Below are 18851 nucleotides of genomic sequence, written 5' to 3' on the forward strand. Positions count from 1 at the left end.
GGCCAATAGTCCGGGTCCGGCCGAGGCCGGACCCGCCTCCGAAGAGGTTTAGTGGATGCCGAGAACGACGCCCGTGCCGGTCGCGGTGTTCAGCGAAGCGGTGCTGAGGTCGACCAGGCCGGTGATCTTCACGATCACGTCCGAAGCGTTGACGAACGACGAAGTGTCGTTCGAGATGTTTTCGACAACGTAGGTGTTGCCGGCATACTGGAACCAGGTGATGGCGCCGGTATCCGTGCTGGCGATGGCGAGGTTGGCGAAGTCTTGGAAGACCGCCGTGTCGCCGAGGCTCAGCTTGGCTGCCGTGAACGTCTCAACCGAGCCGGTGTCAGCGAACTTCAGGAAGTCGCCGGCGGCCAGGTCAGTGATCGTGGCGTAGCTGTTGGCGTTGGTCGTGGAGTAGCCCACGTCGAACGTGTCGGCGCCCGTGCCACCCGTGAGGGTCTGCAGGTTGCCGTGCACGACCAGCGTGTCACCACCAGCGCCACCGATCAGCTTGTCGTTCGCACCGTTGCCGGTCAGGACGTCAGCGCCAGCGCCACCCGTCAGGGTCGCACCGCCGGTGACGCTCGAAGCGGCAGTCAGCTTGCCGGTCATCGCGCTGCCGTCGATCGACGTCAGAGCCACGCTGTCCGAGGTCAGCGTCACAGCGGCGTTGCCGGTGATGACGACCGACTTCAGCGCCGTGTCGGCGAGAGCGACGGTGGCCGTGTTGATCGTCGAGGTCACCGAGTCGGTGGCCGCGATGTTGATCGACTCGACGCCGCTGGCCGTGACCGAACCGAAGTTCAGGCTCGACGTGCTGACCTTCAGGGCCAGGTTCAGGGTGTCAGCCGTACCGGTCGCGTCGGTCATGTTGACCGTCACGCCAGCGCCAGCCGAACCCAGTTCCAGGGTGCCGTTGTTGGCCAGGTGGTTGATCGTCAGCGAACCGTTGGACGTGTTGGTCGACGTCGTGATGTCGGTAACGTTGGTCGTAGCGGTGGTGCTGGTGAACACGGTGTGGGCCGAAGCGCCAGCAGCCGCGGTCCAACCCGTCAGCGTACCCGAAACGGTCAGGTTGCCAGCCGAGGTGCCCGAGCTGAACGCCGTGGCGACATCAGCGGCCGTGGCCGTGCCCGAAGCGGTGACCGTACGGCCCGCGACGGTGTAGCTTTGGCCAGCGACCAGACCACCGAACGTGATGTCCGACGATTCAGTCGTGGTCGCCGCGACGCCTTGGGTCGTGTTGACGATCAGCGCGCTCGCAGCGCCCGGAGCCGCCGCGTTCGAGCTGATCACATAGGCGGCGTTGCCGAGGTTGGCGAGATCGACCGTGGCCGAGGTGCCGCCGGTGACGGCGCCCAGCTTGATCTTCTCGAAGCCGCTGATGTGACCCGCGAAGGCCGCGTTGGCCGAGAGGGTCTGAGCGTCAGCAGCAGCCATCGACAGGGTGTCGGTGCCGTCACCGCCGGCCAGGGCGCCCGTCACCGAGGTGGTGCCGGTGGCCAGGGTCAGGGTGTCGTCGCCGGCGCCCAGGGTGATGTCCTTGGTGACCGTCGTGTTGGAGAGCGTGACGCTGTCCTTGCCGGCGCCGCCAGCGTAGCTGGTGGCGACCGCGCTGATCGTGGACGTGACCGAACCGGTGGTGCCGGTCGTGTCAATCGACTTCAGACCGGTCGAACCAGCGCCAGTGGCGTTGTAGGTCAGGCCAGCCGTGCCGGTGACGGTGATCGTTTCCAGCGCGTTCAGAGCCGAAGCCGAGGTGCTGTTGGTGATCGTGTTCACCGAACCGGCGCCGCCAATGGTCAGGGTCTTCACGCCGTTGGCGATCACGTCGACCAGGTTGGTCCCGGCGTTGGTGACGTTCAGGGTCGTGTAGGTGCTGCCCAGAACGAGCGTGGCGGCGTCCTTGGTCGTGCCGTCGATCAGCGTGGCGCCGACCGTGTCCAGACCCAGGGCGAGCGCGGTGCTCGTCGCGTTCTGAACCTGGACCGTGCCATTGGTGCTGGCCAGCTTCAGCGAGGTCAGGGCGTCGGAGTAGACGTAGATGCTTTCGCCGCCCTTCACGGAGACGGTCGACAGAACGTCGGCGCCCGTGATGTTGCCGTTGATGTTGATGTAGCCGGCTTGAATGCCAGCAACACCGGCCACCGCGTCAACATAGGTCACGCCGTCGGTGACGGTGCTGGCCGAAGCGTTGGTGGTGGTCAGCAGAGCCTGGTCACCAGCCGTGTAGCTGACCGAACCCGTATAGGTCACCTTGCCGTCGGCGGTCGCCGCACCCGTCGTACCCGACAGGGTGGTGAACGCGCCCGAGTACGAGCCCAGCGAGGCCGAGGCCGAACCGACCGTGGCGCTGCGCGCCAGGTTGGCGAAGGCCGAAGCCACTTGAGCCGCGGTCAGGTCGACGGCGGCCTTGAAGTTCAGGCCGTTGACCGAAACCGTCGTACCGGCGGTGACGTCCGAGAAGGTCACGGTCTGGACTTCTTGCGTGCCCTGAGCGGCCACGGCGTCGACAGCTTCAACAGCGGCCGATTGATTGACGGTCACCGAGGTCTGCTTCGCACTGCCATAGGTATAGGCATAGCCGGCATAGATCGTGTTGCCGGTGTTCGAGCCGTAGTCGGCCGCGAACGCCGTCGAAGACGTCGCCGCCTGGCTGATGGTGACGGTGCTGCCACCGTAAACATCGACTTCGCCAGCGCTGAAGCCGCCGCCGGCATAGGCGACGCCCGTGGTGTTCACCACAACCGCGCCCGAGGTGTAGACGGACGAGCCGTTGTTATCGCCAACGCCGATGTAGCTGCTGTCGGTCTTGGTCGCCGTGACCGACACGTCGCCAGCCGTCGCGACATAGATGCTACGGTTACCCAGGTTGGCGTCGGTCACCGAGACGGCGCCCTTGGCCGCGCCGTAGTAACCAACATAGATGTTGTTGCCGCTGGTCGAGTCCGTGACGTTAACGGTCGAACCGCCGGCGGTGTAGACATCGCCGGTCGAGTTGGCGATCGAGATGGCCGTCGTCGCCGCCGCCGCCACATCCACGCCTTGCGATTGCGTGACGTTCAGGGCGGTGAGGCCGTCATAACCCGAGAAATCGCCTTCAACGCCGCCGGCGCCGCGAATGTTGATCGTCTCGATGCCGGTGATCGTCAGGCTGCTCAGGTTGCCGCTGCTCAGGCTGGTGACAGCGTTGATGTTCAGCGTGTCTTGACCAGCGCCGCCGCCGATGATGTCCAGCGCGTTCAGCGTCGAATTGACGCCGCCGTTGCTCTGATCCCACACGCCCGTGTAGGTGTCAGCGGCCGAGGTGCCCTTAATGGTGTCGATGGCGGTGGTCAGGTTCTTCACTTCACCGACGGTCGGGCCGGCGGGGTACGAAACGAAGATGCTGGCCGAATCCGTGTTGGTCAGCGCGCCGTCCGACAGATCCTTGATCAGGGCGGTCGTCGCGGTGGCGTAGGCGCCGAGGCCCGAAACCGTGGCGGCGTTCAGGATTTCGCCGATCAGGGCGGCCTTGACGGCCAGATCGATCTGGGTCGCGCCGGTGATGCCGTTGGCCTTCACGAACGAGGTCAGATAGTCGATGTTGGCTTGACGGCTGAAGAAAGCGACCGAAGCGGCCACGTCGACGCCGGCGGCGGTGGCCGTGGCGTTGCCGATGATCTTGTCATAGGCCGACGCGACGACTTGAGCGTAGGTCACGGTCGAGGTCGCGGTGTTGCCGTACTGAGCGGCGAAGTTCGCGGCGCCGTCGCCGAAAACGGCGAGGTTGATCGAGAAGTTGATGAAGCGGTTTTCGGCCGAGAACTTGCTGTAGTAGGCGTCGTTCAGGTCGGTCGTGTTGGTGGCCGAGTTGACCAGGTAGGCCAGACCAGCGGCCGACGGGGCCTTGCCCGTGAAGAACTGGTAGGTTTCGACCGCAACGGCGGTCGTGCCATTGACCCACTTCAGGGTGCTGGCGGCGGCGGCGTCATCGCTCAGGCCGCCGACTTGCGTCTGCGTGGCGTAGGCGTCGAGGGTGAGCGTCAGAGCCGCATCCGGCCCCTTGCCCAGGTTGGCGTTGGTGTAAAGATCCACCAACTGCTGCGTCGTATAAGCCATGTGGCTCGTCTCCCAAAAAAATCCCACACCCCCGTGCGACCGATTGGCGCGCATGAGAGCAGCGAAGGCTATAGAGCAAACGTCATACGTCGACAATAGCTGAAATCAGGGTGTACAGCATTTTTCTAACCGGTACAGCAAATTCCTATGTCGCGTTCCTTGAACCCCCCCTCCGAAAGCGATATAGAGAGAGCGGTTTTATTCGTCGGATAAGCGAGTGCGCGTTCGCGCCGCCGTCCGGTGACCCGCGAGGCATTATAATGTATGGTAACCCGCAACGCCGCAGCGCCACGGACGTCCAGGACCTCCGTCGCGAGGGTGGTCGCTGGCTGAAGGAACAGCGCGAGGCCGCCGGCCTCTCGCAGCGCCAGCTCGCCGCCAAGGTCGGCGCGGACTATTACACCTTCATCTCCCAGCTGGAGACGGGGCGCGGCCGCATTCCGCCCGACCGCTACAGGGACTGGGCGCTGGCGCTGGAAGTTCCGGAGAAGATCTTCGTCCGCGAGCTGCTGCGCTTCTACGATCCGATCACCTACGAAATCCTGTTCAGCGAAGCATAGTTCGGTTAGTGTGCCTGGCCGGCGGGGGAGCCGGTTCTCGCTCTAGACGTGAGGAAACGTCCACCGCATGGCCGCACAGGTCCTTTCGTTCTTCCAGCGCTCGCCGCGCTACGCGCCGAAACCGGCGGACTGGAGCCAGCAGGAGCTGGCCGAGTTCTACCGTGTCGAGAGCGCTCTGATCCGCGCCGGCATCCGCGTCGGCACCGATCGCGGCATGAGCGACGAGAACGAGCCGTGGTTCTGCTTCTATCGCTCTGACGACGGCGATGTGGTGATTCACTTCGCCCGCATCGACGGCGAGTACATCATCGCCGGCCCCGCCTATGAAGAGATCGCGCGCGGCTTCGACTTCACGCAGCTGGTCCGTAACATGGTGGCGCGCCATCCGCTGATCCGTCGCTCGGAAAGCGGCAGCAACATCTCGGTCCACCCGGCCGCCCTTCTGGTGGCCGTGGTCGGCACGGCGTTCTTCAAGTCTGGCGAAGCGCGCGCGAGTGAAAGCGGCGCCGCCAATGGCCCGTCGCAACAGAGCCGCCCCGTCCTGCTGTCCTCCAGCTCGGCCGCCAGCCTGGCCGGCGTGACCTCGGCGCAGAACGCCCCGCTGGCGACCTACGACCGCGTTTCGCTGCCGGCCAATCAGGCCGTCCTGATCCTGGCCGCCGCGTTGCTGGCCTCGGACTACAGCGTCGACACAACGGGTCTTGACCCTTCGGCTCACGCCGCGGTCGCCGCCGCCGCCGCATCTCTGGACTTCGGCCCGGGCGGCCCTGCGGCTCACGCCGTCGCCGTCGCCTCCGACGGCCTCGCCCTGGCGCCCGCCAGCCACGCCACGTCGTTGGTGGACAATACGCCGGTCCAGGCCGTGTCGTCTGTGCTGACGCTGGTCGCTATCCTTTCGACCCTGCCCCAGGCGAGCGACACGTCGGCCACCGCAAAGGCCCTGCTGACAGCCGCCGGCAACGACGAACACAGCAGCCCGACGCTCCTGCCGATCACGGACAAGGATGGCAACTGGGCGCTGGACGTGCGCCTGGGCCAGAACGTCAACGGCCTGCCCGCCCTGGAAGCCGTCCAGCTGATCCGCGGCATCGTGGGTGAGGCTGCGGCGCAGAAGATTTCCGTGGTCGAGGTGAGCAAGCTCCCCACGATCCTGGCTGATCTCATCGCCAAGGGCGATCACCACATCGTCTTGCCCACGCAGATCACACCGGCGGTCGAGGCTCCGACGAAGGACGCTCCGACGACGACGCCGCATATCGTCGAACCGACGACGCCTACGGCCGACACCGGTGCGACGACGCCGATTACGGGTCAGCCGGCCCCGTCGCAGCCCGACGTCCTGCCCGACACAAAGCCGACCCCCACCGCGCCGGCGCTCAGTGAACCAGCGCCCAGTCAGCCCACGCCCAGTCAGCCCGCGCCGGTCTTCGCGTCGGTTAGCCTGGTGAAAAGCTTCATCGACTACTTCCTGGCCCACACCAGCGGCGTGGAGATCATGTCCAGTGGCGCGGGCATCGTGATGTTCGACGTTCGGGTGCTTCACGACGTCGGCTCCATCGTCCATCTGGAGAGCATGACGTTCGACTTCGCGGACGGCGGCTCGCTCAGCCTCGTGGGTGATAGTTCGTCCTTCCAGCACGTCGGGATTCTGGTCTAGACGAGACGCCTGGAGCGTCCGCTCCGGATGTTGCGAGATCAGAGGAACGACGGCCTCTCGCGGGCCGCGTTCGGGAAGGACGACCTTGAGGCCCGTACGCCTGGACCTGGCGATCAGCAGCGCGATGCGCGCTCCCGCCGCCGTCGAGACGCCCCACGCCCAGCCTGAGGCTCCGCCGCCGGCTGGCCCGCCGCCCCGCCGCCGCTTCGCTTTCGCGCGTCGTCTGCTGGCTCCGGTGCTCGCGCCAGTCGCTGGCTATGCGCGTCGCTATCTGCAGGCCAGCGTAGAACATGAGCTGCGCGAGACCCAGGGCCAGATCAAACTTCTGGCTGGCGCGTTGGACGCGACCCAGGGCCAGTTGGACCACACCCAGAGCCTGCTGCACCTGGTCCTCCAGCAGCAACAGGCCGCCGCCCTCGCCACGCAAGCCATCGCCACGCATCTCACGCGGATCGAGGCCGAGACGATTGGCGCTCGCGAGCTCAGCGCCCTCGCCGCCGACCACGGCGTCAGGATCGAAAGCCAGGCGCACAAGCTGGAAGTGCTAAGCGAGCGCGCGATCGACGACCTGGCCCGCCTGCCCGGCCTATTCGGCCCCCGCTTCGACGAGCTGGAGATCAAGGCGCGGCCGCTGATCCACTATGACGCCGAGTCGACCGCCATCCGCATGCGCGACGGCTACATTCTTGCGCCAACCGCCCTGCCCACCTTCGTGACCATGCTGGCCAACGCCACCAGCCGCGGCCTGGAGCCCGGCACGGGCGACGTGCTGCGTCGCCTGGTCCAGCCGGGCATGGTCGTCGCCGATGTCGGCGCCAATATCGGCCTGCTCACCTTGGTGATGGCGTGGGCCGCTGGTCCGGGCGGCAAGGTCATCGCCTTCGAGCCGGAAGCCATCCCGCGCGCCAACCTCGAGAAGATGCGCCACCTCAACGGCCTGTCCTGGGTCGAGGTCCGCGACCAGGCCGTGGGCGCGGAGCCTGGCCAGCTGACCTTCCACGTCAGCGACATCATCGGCCACAGCTCGCTCTACGCCCTGCCCGAGACCGAGGGCTCGCGCGAGATCCAGGTCGAGGTCGTGCGCCTGGACTCTGTCGCGCCAGCCCAGCGCATGGACGTGGTCAAGATCGACGTCGAGGGCGCCGAGCTGGACGTGCTGGCCGGCATGTCGGGGCTGATCGCCAAGAACAAGGACCTGGCCATCGTCGCCGAGTTCGGTCCCGAGCATCTCAAGCGCGTCGGCCAAACCCCGGCCCAATGGTTCAAGGCCTTCGCCGATGCGGGCTTCAAGGCCTACATCATCGATGAGACGACCGGCGCGGCCGGGCCGACCAGCGCCAAGGCGGCGGCCAAGGTGGTGTCCGCCAACATCGCCTTTGTGCGCGCCGGCGGCGACGCCGAAAAGCGTCTGCTGCGGCGCTAGGGATCTCTGCCATGAAGATCTGCTGGGTGACGCCCTTCGTCCTGCGCTCGTCGATCGGCCGGGTCAGCGCCGAGGTCGCCAATCATCTCGCCCTGCGCGGCCACCAGGTCGAGATCCTGCGCTGCGAGGACAAGGACGACCCGGCCGAACCGCTGCACCCGACGGGACTGCGCGTGCATCACTGGCGGTCCTATGACCTCTCGCGCCTGCGGACCGAGTTCGACGTGGTGGTGGTCAATATCGGCGACAACTATCCCTTCCACGCCGGCGTGTTCGCGATCCTGGACGCCGCGCCATGCCTGGGGATCTTCCACGACTTCTATATCTACAACCTGTTCTCGGGCTGGCTGCACTACAACGGCCTGGACTACCGTCGGCACGACGCCGAGATCGTCGCGACCTATGGCCAGGCGGCCCTGCCCCACGCCGTGGCCGTCCGCTCGGGCCAGATGCTGGACATGGGCGAGATCGCCCAGCACCTGCCGATGACCGAATGGCTGGCAGGCCGCTGCGAGGCCGCCCTGGCTCACGCCCGGTTCTACGCCCCCAAGCTGGAGGCCGTCGTGCAAGGCCCGGTCGCCGTGACGCCGCTGTGCTGCCCCGATCGCGCCACCCCGCCGGGGCCGCCGAAGGCCAAGAGCCAGCTGACGATCACCACGGTTGGGGTGATGAACCCCAACAAGCGTGTCGACGACGTGATCCGCGCCATCGGCGGCTCCGAAGCGCTGAAGGCCTGCATCTATCGCCTGGTGGGTCCGATCTCGGACGAGGAACGCGCCAAGCTGGAAGCCGCCGCCGCCGAGGTCGGGTTCAACAACCTGGTCATCGACGGCGCGGTCGACGACGACACGCTGGACCGCCGACTCGACGAGGCCGACATCATGGCTGCCTTGCGCAAGCCGGTGCTGGAAGGCGCCTCGGGCTCGGCCTGCGAGGGCATGCTCAGCGGCCGCCCGACCGTGGTGGCCCGCGCCGGCTTCTATGGCGAGCTGCCCGACGACCTGGTCTTCAAGATCGACGGCGGGATCGTGGTCGAGGAGCTGCGCGACGTGCTCGAGCGCCTGGTCGCCAATGAGGCCCTGCGCCGCGAGACCGGCAAGGCCGCCCGCGCCTGGGCGCTGGCCAACCTCAACGCCGCCCGCTACGCCGAGGCCATTGAGGACCTGGCCCAGGCCCAGCTGACCGGCCGCCGTCTGCTGGCCGTCGGCCGCCGCATCGGCGGCGAGCTGACCGCCATGGGCCTGGCCGACACCGACCCCGCCGCCACGCGAATCGGGGCGACACTACAGAGACTATTCGCGCCGCTCCCGATTTAGGCGCTCTTGCTCACCGGCGGCGCGCAGTAGTGGTCGAGGAAGGCCTGATGCTGCGGCAGCCGGGCGACCATCCCATCGATGTTGCGCTTGAGGTCCTCCAGAGCGGACTTCAACTGCTGAGGCGGCATCAGCCGACCCATGTGGTGGTGGGCCTGCGGCTGGATCCGCTGGCCCAACAGAACCTGTAGCCACGAGTCGACCTGGAACAGCTCTCCCGGCGCCTGATAGACCTGAGCGCTCTGGCGGAAGAGTTCGATGCGCTGGGCCAGGCTGTCAGGGATGTCCATCGCGCGCACGCGATCCCAGAACGGGCTGTCGGTCCGCTCGGTCGCCTTGTAGTGCAAGATGATGAAGTCGCGGATCTTCTCAAGTTCGTCGTCGGCCTGACGGTTGTAGCGATCGACCGCCGCCTGGCTGATCCCGGCGAAGGGGAACAGCTGCATCAGCCGCGTCACCCCGATCATGATCAGGTGGATCGAGGTCGATTCCAGCGGCTCGACGAAGCCGCTGGCCAGGCCCAGGGCCACGACGTTCTTGTCCCAGGTCTTGCGCCGACGCCCGGTGCGATACCGGATCAGGCGCGGCTCGATCAGGGTCTCGCCCTCGATCTCGCCCATCAATTTGGCGCGCGCCTCGTCATCGGACATGAAGTCGCTGCAGTAGACCAGGCCGTTGCCGACCCGGTGCTGCAGCGGGATCTTCCAGCGCCAGCCCGCCTCGTGGGCGATCGCGCGGGTGTAGGGGACGGCGGGCTCGGTCGAGCGGGTCTGCACGGCCAGGGCGCTGTTGGTCGGCAGCCAATGGTCCCAATCCTCGAAACCGGCCTTCAGGGTCTGCTCTATCAGCAGGCCACGGAAGCCGGTGCAGTCGATGAAGAGGTCGCCCTCGACCACCTCGCCGCCCTCCATCACCAGGGCCTCGACGAAGCCGCTCTCCGCATGCTGACGGACGGAGGCGATCTTGCCCTCGACCCGGCGCACGCCATCGGCCTCGGCCATGCCGCGCAGGAAGCGCCCATATAGGCCGGCGTCCAGGTGGTAGGCGTAGTTCAGCGGGCTCTCGTCACCAGTGTAGAATCGGTTCTGCTCGGCGGCCTTGAGCTCCAGGCAGTAGTCGCCCAGATCGCCGCCGAAGCCCTGCTCGCGGGCCTGCATCCAGAAGTGATGGAAGCCGCCCATCCAGGTGGATTTGCCGACCTGGCCGAACGAGTGGATGTAGCGGTCGCCAATCTCGCCCCAATTCTCGAACGAGATGCCCAGCTTGAAGGTCGCCTGGGTGGCGCGCATGAACTCGGCCTCGTCGATGCCAAGCAGGGCGTTGAAGGTGCGGGCCGTCGGAATCGTCGACTCGCCCACGCCGACCGTGCCGATGTCCTCGGACTCGACCAGGGTGATGTCGAGCAGCGGACCGAGCTGCCGGGCCAGGGCCGCGGCCGCCATCCAGCCGGCCGTGCCGCCGCCCGCGATCACCACCTTGCGGATCATCTGCTGGGTCATGACGCCCCTCCCCTTTTCTTCTTATCTATTCAGACGGTCGAGCAGGTATGCTCTCAACCGCCTGGCTTTTATCTCGTCCATCGGTCCCAGCGGCCCCCGCGCGACCTCGGGCAGATGCGCCCCGGCGCGCTCGGCGGGGCCGAACAGGTAGTAGTCGAACAGGGCCTTCCAGCCCTGCTTCTCGAAGTCTGGCCGATCGCGCAGGCTGAGCAGGCCGTGCAGCAGCGTTGTCATCGGCGTGTCGACAAAGCCGGGCGAGGCGTTCCACCAGTAATTCACCAGCACGTTGAACGGCTCCAGAGCCTCGACCTGGTGCCACCACAGCGCCGGATAGACGAGAACGTCGCCGGGCTCGAGCTCGGCCACCTGGGCGTTGGCGATGGCATCGAGGAAGCCCGGATGCCGCTCGAAGTCGGGGGCCTCGAAATCCACCAGGCTGACCACCTGGCCGCCGGGCGTCGGCTCCAGCGGGCCGGGATAGAGATTGGCCACCTGGTTCGGCGGGAACAGGGTGAAGCGCCGACGGCCCACGGCGCAGACGGCGATATTGTTGGACATGTCGTAGTGGGCGGCGGCCGTCGTGCGGTTGCCGATCCAGATCCCGGCCATCGGCGGCTGCGGGCCGAACACCTCGGACCCCAGGCCCAGGTCGTTGGCGGCCTTCAGGCTTGGGAAATAGGCGTCGAGATCGGCCGAGCCGACATAGACCGACGGGGCGTCGTTGCGGCCCTCGACCTCTTCCAGGCGGCGCAGAAAGGTCTCCAGCGCCGCGCGCTCGGCCTTGAAGTTCATGGCCGTCAGGGTCTCGTCGTAGGAGAACCGACCGTTGATCGACGGATCACCGCTATAGCCGACCACCCGGCCGCCCTGGTCGTGAGCCCGGATATAGTCGCGGGCCGCTTGGCTGGATTCGAGGCCTGCCTGCACTAACGGCCAATCCCGCGCCAAGCCCTTGAACACCATCGGCGTCTGGCCGGCCAACACGGCGTCGAACGGAATATCGGCCGGCGTCGCGACCGTGGTCTCCAGCGTCCGGCGGGCCGTCAGGGCGGGCACGTCAGGCCAATCCCGAGGAAGCGGCGCGCTTGCGGGTCTTGCGGGCGATCAGGTCCTCGATATTGCCCATGGAGGCGATCAGGGCCCAAGCCGCGCGCAGCAGGCCCGACTGATGCAGCCGCTCGAGGTCCGCGCCGGTCACGGCCGCCAAGCGATCCGGGGCCACGGTGTAAACGTCCGGCACGTCGTAGCTGGTCTGGTCGTCCAGCTTGATCTCGATGTCGATCGGCTCGATCAGCCCCAGGTCGTCGAAAGCGGCGAACATCGGGCCGGTGACTTCCAGGCCTTCGTGGATGAGAGCCAGGGTCCGATTGACGCTCTGCAGGTAAGGCGCAGAGCCGCCGGCCGGCAGGAACAGAGGCTCGCCCGCGTCGCGGCTGACGCGCGGATGGTCGAGGTCGACATGGATCATCGCTCGCGGCTCTTCGCCGCGCGCATCGTGCTGCAGGGCGATCGAGAACGGGCCCCGCCGCTGGACGGCGGGGATGTAGCGGGCGTTCCAGCCGGTCTCGTCGAGGAACAGGTTCTCGTCGCGATCCAGGCCCAGCAGCGCCACGGCCTGGTAGGCCCCGGCGGCGTCCTTGCGGATCAGGATCGGATATTCGCGCTGCGCCGCCTCGAACTCGGTCGGCAGGAGCAGCGTCTGGTTGATCGCATCGCCATAGGCGACGCCGTGGCCGGCGATCACGCGCAGGTCGGCGTGATCGACGTTGTTGAGAAGCACTCGGTTCATGTCGGCCAACTGATGCTCGCGGGAGGCTACTTCAAAGGAAGAAAGGGGCCGCCGCAAGCGGCGACCCCTTCATCCACTTCCAGGACTTCCGGTCTAGAAGCGGTAACGAGCGCCGAGCAGGAAGCGGCGGTCGATTTCCTGACCGAACCACAGCTCGTTCTCGTCACGAGCATAGGTGCGCAGGTGCTCCTTGGTCAGGTTGAGGCCTTCCAGCGAGATCGCCAGCTTCGGCGTGACGTCGTAGTTGACGCTGAAGTCCACCTGGCCGAAGGGCGCGACGTTAACCGGGTTGCGCGAACCCCCGCGGTTGGTGGCTTGCAGGAACTTGTCACGCCAGTTGTAGATCAGGCGGGCCGAGATTCCGTTCTTGTCGTAGATCAGCGTCGCGTTGGCCGTGTCCGACAGACCCAGCAGCGCGAACTGGTCTTGCGACGGGTCCACGCCGTTGTCGAAGCCGACGTCGCCGCGCACCAGCGTATAGGCCGCGGAGACGCCGAAGCCGGTGTCGCCGAAGAAGTGCTGGCCCGCGATTTCGAAGCCGTGGATCTTGCCGGTCTTGTTGTTGATCGGCTGCGAGATCTGGAAGTTGAACAGCGGGTCGCTGCTGTTGGCCGTGATGTCGGTGGCCGCCAGGATCTGATCGACGAAGGACTGGTTCAGGTCGCCGCCGGAGATGCGGTTGGCCTGGAACTGCGTCGTCGCCGCCGCCACCGAGCCGGTCCGCTGGATCAGGGCCGTCATGGTGAACAGGTTCACGTCGGTCTGGTTGGCGCCGATCGCGGTCAGAGCGGTCTTGGCGTCGCCCGAACGGGTGCCCGCCGCGCCCGAACTCGGGTCACGCAGGCCGAACAGGTTGCCGTTCTTGGTGCCCGTGCCGACGAAGTTGTTCACCCGCTTCTCGAAGAAGCCGACCGAGATGTAGCTGCTGGGCTTGTAGTACCACTCCACCGACACATCGAAGTTGTCCGAGATCAGCGGCTCCAGGTCCGGGTTGCCCGAGGAGCCGAGCGGGATGGCCCCGTTGGCGACCGGACGGTTCGGCGCGCCAGCCGACTGCGAGGCGAACAGGTTGCCGTATTCCGGACGCGCGACGGTGCGGCTGAACGAGAACCGGCTCGTCAGATTGTCCCGCAGGTCGACGCGGAAGTCCAACGAGGGCAGCAGGTTGTTGTACTTGCCCTTGCCGGAGATCGGCTGGTAGGTGGTCGAGGTCTGGACCGTGAAGTCGTTGTCGGCGGTCCACACGATGGCGCTGGGCGTGCGCACCAGCGACGTCGAGGTGACATCCGTCCGCTCGTAGCGAACGCCGGTGACCAACTCGGCCGGGAGACCGGCCAGTTCGGCCTTCCAGGTCACCTGGCCATAAACCGACGCGATGTTTTCCTTGACGCGGTTGTTGTCCTGGCCGGTGACACCGACAGCGTTGCCCAGCGCCGCGTAGGGCTTGGACAAGGCGTTGTAGAGGTCGATCGCGTTGGCTCGGAAGGACACGAGGCCGGCGCCCGACTGCTTCAGGTCAAACGAGTTGAACTGGCACGCCAGGCAGAACTGCTTCACCAGGCTGCCCGCGTACTGCTGGACGTCGCGCGGCGAGGAGATGCCCCAGCTGCCCAGGTCCTGCTGCGTGTTCAGGCTGGTCTGGATCATGGTCGAGGTGCGGTAGTCAGCCCCGAAGTCGAAGCGGCTGCCGTTGTCGTCCAGGTCCCAGCGACCGTCGAGTCGGACTTCCTTGACCTTCTGCTGCTGGCGTTGGGCCGAGGTGCGGGCCACCTGGCTGCCCAGGTCGCCGGCGTCCAGCACGCCGTTGCCATTGCCGCGCGGCGCCGCGTCATTGATGCTGATGGTCTGCACCGGCACCGTGCCGCTGTAGTCGACGCTGTGGGCGGAGACGACCGGCGCGCCGATCGAGACCGAGGTCATGCTGGTGCCGTTCGGGGCGTCCGGACGGCTGTCGGCCTTGGAGACGTGGGCGTCCAGGGCCAGACTGAAGCGGTCATTGACCTTCCAGTCGCCATTGAAGCCGACCGACTTCAGCGTGTCCTTGGTGGCGCGGTACTGTTGCTCGAAGCCCATGTCCTTGGTGCCCGAAAGCGCTTCGGACAGCAGGACGGCGGTGGCGACGACGGGGTTCTTGTCGAACGTCACCTTGTCGAACGGACGATTGAACCAGTTGGTGCTGTCGTTGCGGCGTTCGAACTGCTTGTTCTGGGCGTACAGCCCGTCCACGGTGAGGGTCAGGTTCTCGACGGGACGGTACTGGACCGACATCTGGCCGTTGATGCGCTCACGCTCGCCTTGCGAGAAGTGGTAACGGCTGTCGTTCGGGATCGCGACCAGGGTCGAGCCGCTGGCCGGCGCGTTGGTGATCTGGGTCGCGCCGCCATTGCGGACGAAACCGTTGGCGGGATTGATGAAATCCGAATAGGTCCGGATGTTCCAGTCGTTCGAGGTGGTGCTACGGCTGGTGAAGTCGCGCTTCTGATAGCTGCCGAACGCCGAGACGCCGAACTTCTCGCTGTCATCGGCCCAGTTCAGCAGGCCCGAGACTTCCGGCGTGAACTTGTGGCCGAAGTCGTCGACCTTCTTGTCCATGCTGGTGTCGTAGACGCCCTTGACGCCGATGCTGCCCGTCAGACCCGGCTTGCCGTCCAGCGGACGACGGGTCTTGACGTTGATCGTGGCGCCGATGCCGCCCGTCGGAATGGCCGCGCGGCCGGTCTTGTAGACCTCCAGCGTTGTCACACCTTCCGAAGCCAGGTTCGAGAAGTCGAATGAGCGGCTGGTGCCCGACGCGAAGTCGGCAGACTGGTCGCCACCGACCGTGGCGACCTTTGCGGTCGGCATCGAGCGGCCGTTGAGGGTGACGAGGTTGAAGCTGGGACCAAAGCCGCGGACGGTGACTTGCGAGCCTTCGCCGTTGGTGCGGTCGATGGACACGCCGGTGATCCGCTGCAGGGATTCCGCGAGGTTGGTGTCCGGGAACTTGCCCATGTCCTCGGCGGAGATGGCGTCGACGACGCCGCTGTTGTTGCGCTTGATCGCGATCGACCGTTCGAGAGAAGCGCGAATGCCGGTGACGACGACTTCGTCGACGGCGGTGTTTTCTTGGGTCTGCTGAGCCAGCGCTGAGCTGGCGAACATGGCCGCCGTGATGGCGACGCACGAGGCAGACGCTTGCAAGCGACGATGCCGCTTCATAGGCCGTTCCCCCTAATTAGCCCCTGTGGGGCAGTGTTTTTGTTACGCGCCGGAAGCATTTCCGACTGCTCTTCCCGTCCCGCGAGCCCTGGAGAAACAACCAAAGCACGAGGTACTAGTTAGCGGTAACATCGGTCGCTGACGGCTGCAATGGCAAAATGACAGCGCTGGCAGGATTTTTTCAAGCCCGTCCGAACGGATTTTTATGGCCCGTAAATCGGCCCGCCGGCGTCAACGCACACAACCTGACACGCGCGCGAGTCTGGACTTCGCGCCCTGGTTGCCCACTATTTCAGGATGGTAACCGGTGTCCAGCGGACAATTCGGCGCTTATAGCCGCATGCGAATGCCGAAACCGAACGAGCGCCCCGAGCGGCCGATCTGCAGCGGGCGGTTGCGCTGGCCCTCATAGGCGGCCTCGACCGTGTCGGTCAGGTTGCTGGCCTCGACGTACAGCGAGACGCGCCGGCTGAGGTCGTAAGAGCCGGCCGCGTCCAGATAACCGGCGCTGGCGACCACGAAGCTGGACACTCCTCCCCCCTGCATGTCGGCCTCGGAGCCGAACGGAGAGCGCCAGGTCCAGGAGAGATGGGCGTGCAGCGGCCCGCGCTCGACAAAGGGGCTGATCGACCAGGATAGACGCGAGACGCCGTTCAGCCGCCCGCGCCGGCCCTGATCGTCACGGCTGGCGGCGTCGACCCAGGTCGCGCTGGCCCACACCCCGAGTCCGTGGGCGAAGCGCCGGCTGAAGGCGGCTTCCAGGCCCGTGACCTTCGCCTCGCCCGCATTGCGCGGTCGGGACATCATCACCGTGGCCACGACCGGCGGCCCAGCGCGGGTGGCGAAGGCCAAGCGCTCGGGCTGGGCCGAGACGACGATGAAGTCGTCGATGGTCTTGTGGAACACCGCCAGGCTGACGCCGCCGAAACCTTTGAATTCACGCTCCAGCGAAAGGTCGTAGTTGGTGGCCAGGTACGGCTTCAGCGCCGGATTGCCGCCGACGCCGGAGAACAGCGTCCCAGGTGCGGGGTGGTCGATCTCGGCCTGGCCGCGCTGGTAGAGGATCGAGACCAGGCTGCTGGCCGGCACGGTGGCAGAGCGCAGGTCGGCCAGCGACGGCCGGGTGATGCTGCGCGAGGCGGCCAGCCGCAGCCGCCAGTGCGGGTCGAGGGCGATCGCCAAGTTGGCGCTGGGCAGCACCACCGCGTGAGCGCCAGCGTAGCGGACCGGCTTGACGTCGATATAGCCCGTCGACGAAACGCCCAGCAGCGTGCCGGCTACGTCCGTCCGTGTCCGCGCGGTCCGCACGCCGACATTCCCCGTCGTCGGCAGGCCCAGCACGGTCGTCGAAAAATCCAGTCGTCCGTAACCGGCCAGGATCCGCTCGCCGACCTTGTAGGAGCCTTGCAGGTCCGCGCCGGTGGGGACCAGATCCTGGGCGTCGACAATCACCCCGTCCGCCTCGCCCGGCAGCACGAAGCCGGCGCGAAAGGCGGTGAAGTCGGCGGCTGTCCAGGCGGGCGGCCGCGCGGCGATCAGGCGGTCGAAGGCGTCGCTGGGGGCGCCGACGTCGAAGAAGCCGGCGTCGACGACCGTCCCGATGCGCGGCGCGGCCTCGCGGTCGCGTCGCTGGAAGTCGCGCCCCCGATCGGTGGCCTGGCCGCCCAGGCGCAGGCGTTCGAAACGCAGCGGTCCCAGCGTCCAGTCGACCGACCGCTCGGCGGCGACCAAGGCGGTGACGTCATGGTCCTCTACGTGGGTGGCGCGCACCCCATAGCGAGAGAAGGTCAGTTGGACGGGATCGCTCAGGTCGAAGGGCGTCGACAGCAGCGGCGCCTTGCGGCGCTCGACGAGGTTGGGCCCCAGGTCGAAGCTGTAGGAGACACCCAGGGGGCTGACCGCGCCAATCCGCTGCAACGGCGTGTCGAGGTTGGAGCGGGCGCTGGACAGGCTGAGGCGCGGTTCCAGGGTCCAGGCGCCGGCGTCGGCCTTCACGGCCACGCTCAGGGAGACGTTCTCATGAACCTGGTCGGAGACTTCCAGGTTGTTGCCGATCTGGCCGGCGGTGATGCGTCCGCCGAGCAGAGTGCGGCCCTCGATCCGCGCGCCCCCTGCCGCCAGGACCTGGGCGGCATAGTCGCCGACCGTATAGACGACGCGGTCCTCGCGGATACTGTTGTCGAAACGCGAAGCGAGGGCGTCCACATACAGCGTGGCGCTCGGCGCGACCCGCCATTCGGCCCCGACGAAGGCCGTGGTCCGCGCCCGCTGTTCCTGCTCGACCGTGGTTCGGATATCCTCGGGCGTGGTCAAGGTCGCGCCGTTGACGACAAGGTCTCGATAGCGGGAGATCTGGAAGCGGTCGTACTGCACCTCTCGCCGCTCGGTGGACACGCCGGCCACCAAGCCCAGCCGACCATCGGCCCGCCGCCAGCGGCCGGATACGGCGACATCCGGCGAGACCACGCCCGAGCGGGCCTCGGCATGGGCGTCGGCGCGGATCGACAGATATGACGGTCCTTCCAGCCCCCGCACCGTGCGGATGTCGATGTTCGAGCCGATGCCGCCGTCGACCAGATCGGCCGTCGCCGACTTGGCCACCACGGCCCCGGCCAGCAGATCGGCCGAGAGAGCGCGGAATCGGAACTGCCGGCCGCTCTGGGTGGAGTTGCGGATGTTCTCGTTGAACGCCACCGGCGCGCCGTTCAGGGTCACCGACTGGAACAGCGGCCCCAGACCCCGGACGCTGACGAACTGCCCCTCGCCCACCTCGCGCTCGATGGCCACGCCCGGCACGCGTTGCAGGGCCTCGGCGAGGTTGGCGGCCGGGAGCTCGCCGATCCGGCCGGCCGAGACGGCGTCGACAATGGCGTCGGCCCGGCGCTTCTGGAGCAGGGAGTCCTCGATCCCGGCCACGAAGGCGGCGGTGATCGTGACCGCCTCCAGGTCGACGGGCGCCTCAGGGACGGGCGCGAAACGGCGTGGCGCCGGCGCCGCCTCCGCCCAGACGCGCACCGAGGTCTCGTCGGCGATCTCGTAGCGCAGGCCGGTGCCCGCCAGCAGGCGCTTCAGCGCCTCGCGCCACGGCATGGTCCCGGTGACGGCGTTGGCCCGGTAGGCGCGGCCTGGCTCGGTTGAAAACGCGAAGGCGCAGCCCGCCTTCAAGCACAGCGCCATCAGGGCGGCGCGGGCGTCCTGGGCCGGAATGTCGAAACGCGAAGCCGGGCCTTGCGCGAAGGCCGGCGCGGTCGCGGTCAGCGCCGCGATCGTCAGGGCGGACACGCGGCGGAATGACATGCGGCGACTGGTGAAAACCCCGGCGCAGC

General features: G+C 67.0%; 10 protein-coding genes. 4 read left to right on the plus strand and 6 right to left on the minus strand.

Translation table 11 applies throughout. From position 1 onward, the window contains the following. Positions 1 to 48: 48 nt before the first annotated feature. On the minus strand, positions 49 to 4086 hold the full coding sequence (locus CSW62_RS18675) for a hypothetical protein (protein ID WP_099580381.1): 4038 nt from the start codon (positions 4084 to 4086) through the stop codon (positions 49 to 51). Positions 4087 to 4346: 260 nt separating this feature from the next. Between CSW62_RS18675 and CSW62_RS18680 the strand changes: the two genes are divergently transcribed. The 4 genes from CSW62_RS18680 (at position 4347) to CSW62_RS18695 (ending at position 9042) form a co-directional block, all read left to right on the plus strand. Further along, positions 4347 to 4646: a helix-turn-helix domain-containing protein gene (locus CSW62_RS18680; protein WP_099580383.1), complete on the plus strand. Its 300-nt coding sequence runs from the start codon at positions 4347 to 4349 to the stop codon at positions 4644 to 4646. Positions 4647 to 4713: 67 nt separating this feature from the next. Further along, positions 4714 to 6303 carry a hypothetical protein gene (locus CSW62_RS18685; RefSeq protein ID WP_099580385.1) on the plus strand — a complete coding sequence of 530 codons (1590 nt, stop codon included), beginning with the start codon at positions 4714 to 4716 and terminating at the stop codon, positions 6301 to 6303. 85 nt (positions 6304 to 6388) lie between these two features. Further along, positions 6389 to 7726 carry an FkbM family methyltransferase gene (locus tag CSW62_RS18690; RefSeq protein ID WP_099580388.1) on the plus strand — a complete coding sequence of 446 codons (1338 nt, stop codon included), beginning with the start codon at positions 6389 to 6391 and terminating at the stop codon, positions 7724 to 7726. A gap of 11 nt (positions 7727 to 7737) precedes the next feature. Continuing rightward, a complete protein-coding gene (locus CSW62_RS18695; protein ID WP_099580390.1) occupies positions 7738 to 9042 on the plus strand; it encodes a glycosyltransferase family 4 protein in 1305 nt (434 codons plus the stop codon). Here the strand turns inward: CSW62_RS18695 and CSW62_RS18700 are convergent. The 5 genes from CSW62_RS18700 to CSW62_RS18720 form a co-directional block, all read right to left on the minus strand. Then, a complete protein-coding gene (locus CSW62_RS18700) occupies positions 9039 to 10538 on the minus strand; it encodes a tryptophan halogenase family protein (protein ID WP_099580392.1) in 1500 nt (499 codons plus the stop codon). The genes CSW62_RS18695 and CSW62_RS18700 overlap by 4 nt on opposite strands. 21 nt (positions 10539 to 10559) lie before the next feature. Further along, positions 10560 to 11594, minus strand: a complete 1035-nt coding sequence (locus tag CSW62_RS18705; RefSeq protein WP_099580394.1) for a cupin-like domain-containing protein — start codon at positions 11592 to 11594, stop codon at positions 10560 to 10562. A 1-nt stretch (position 11595) separates the two neighbouring features. Beyond that, positions 11596 to 12327, minus strand: coding sequence for a SapC family protein (locus tag CSW62_RS18710; RefSeq protein WP_099582363.1), 732 nt, complete (start codon positions 12325 to 12327; stop codon positions 11596 to 11598). Positions 12328 to 12420: 93 nt separating this feature from the next. Then, positions 12421 to 15525, minus strand: coding sequence for a TonB-dependent receptor (locus tag CSW62_RS18715; RefSeq protein WP_099580396.1), 3105 nt, complete (start codon positions 15523 to 15525; stop codon positions 12421 to 12423). A gap of 330 nt (positions 15526 to 15855) precedes the next feature. Next, positions 15856 to 18822, minus strand: a complete 2967-nt coding sequence (locus CSW62_RS18720; protein WP_099580398.1) for a TonB-dependent receptor — start codon at positions 18820 to 18822, stop codon at positions 15856 to 15858. Positions 18823 to 18851 lie beyond the last annotated feature (29 nt).

It is taken from the genome of Caulobacter sp. FWC2, from assembly GCF_002742625.1.
Taxonomy (GTDB): domain Bacteria; phylum Pseudomonadota; class Alphaproteobacteria; order Caulobacterales; family Caulobacteraceae; genus Caulobacter.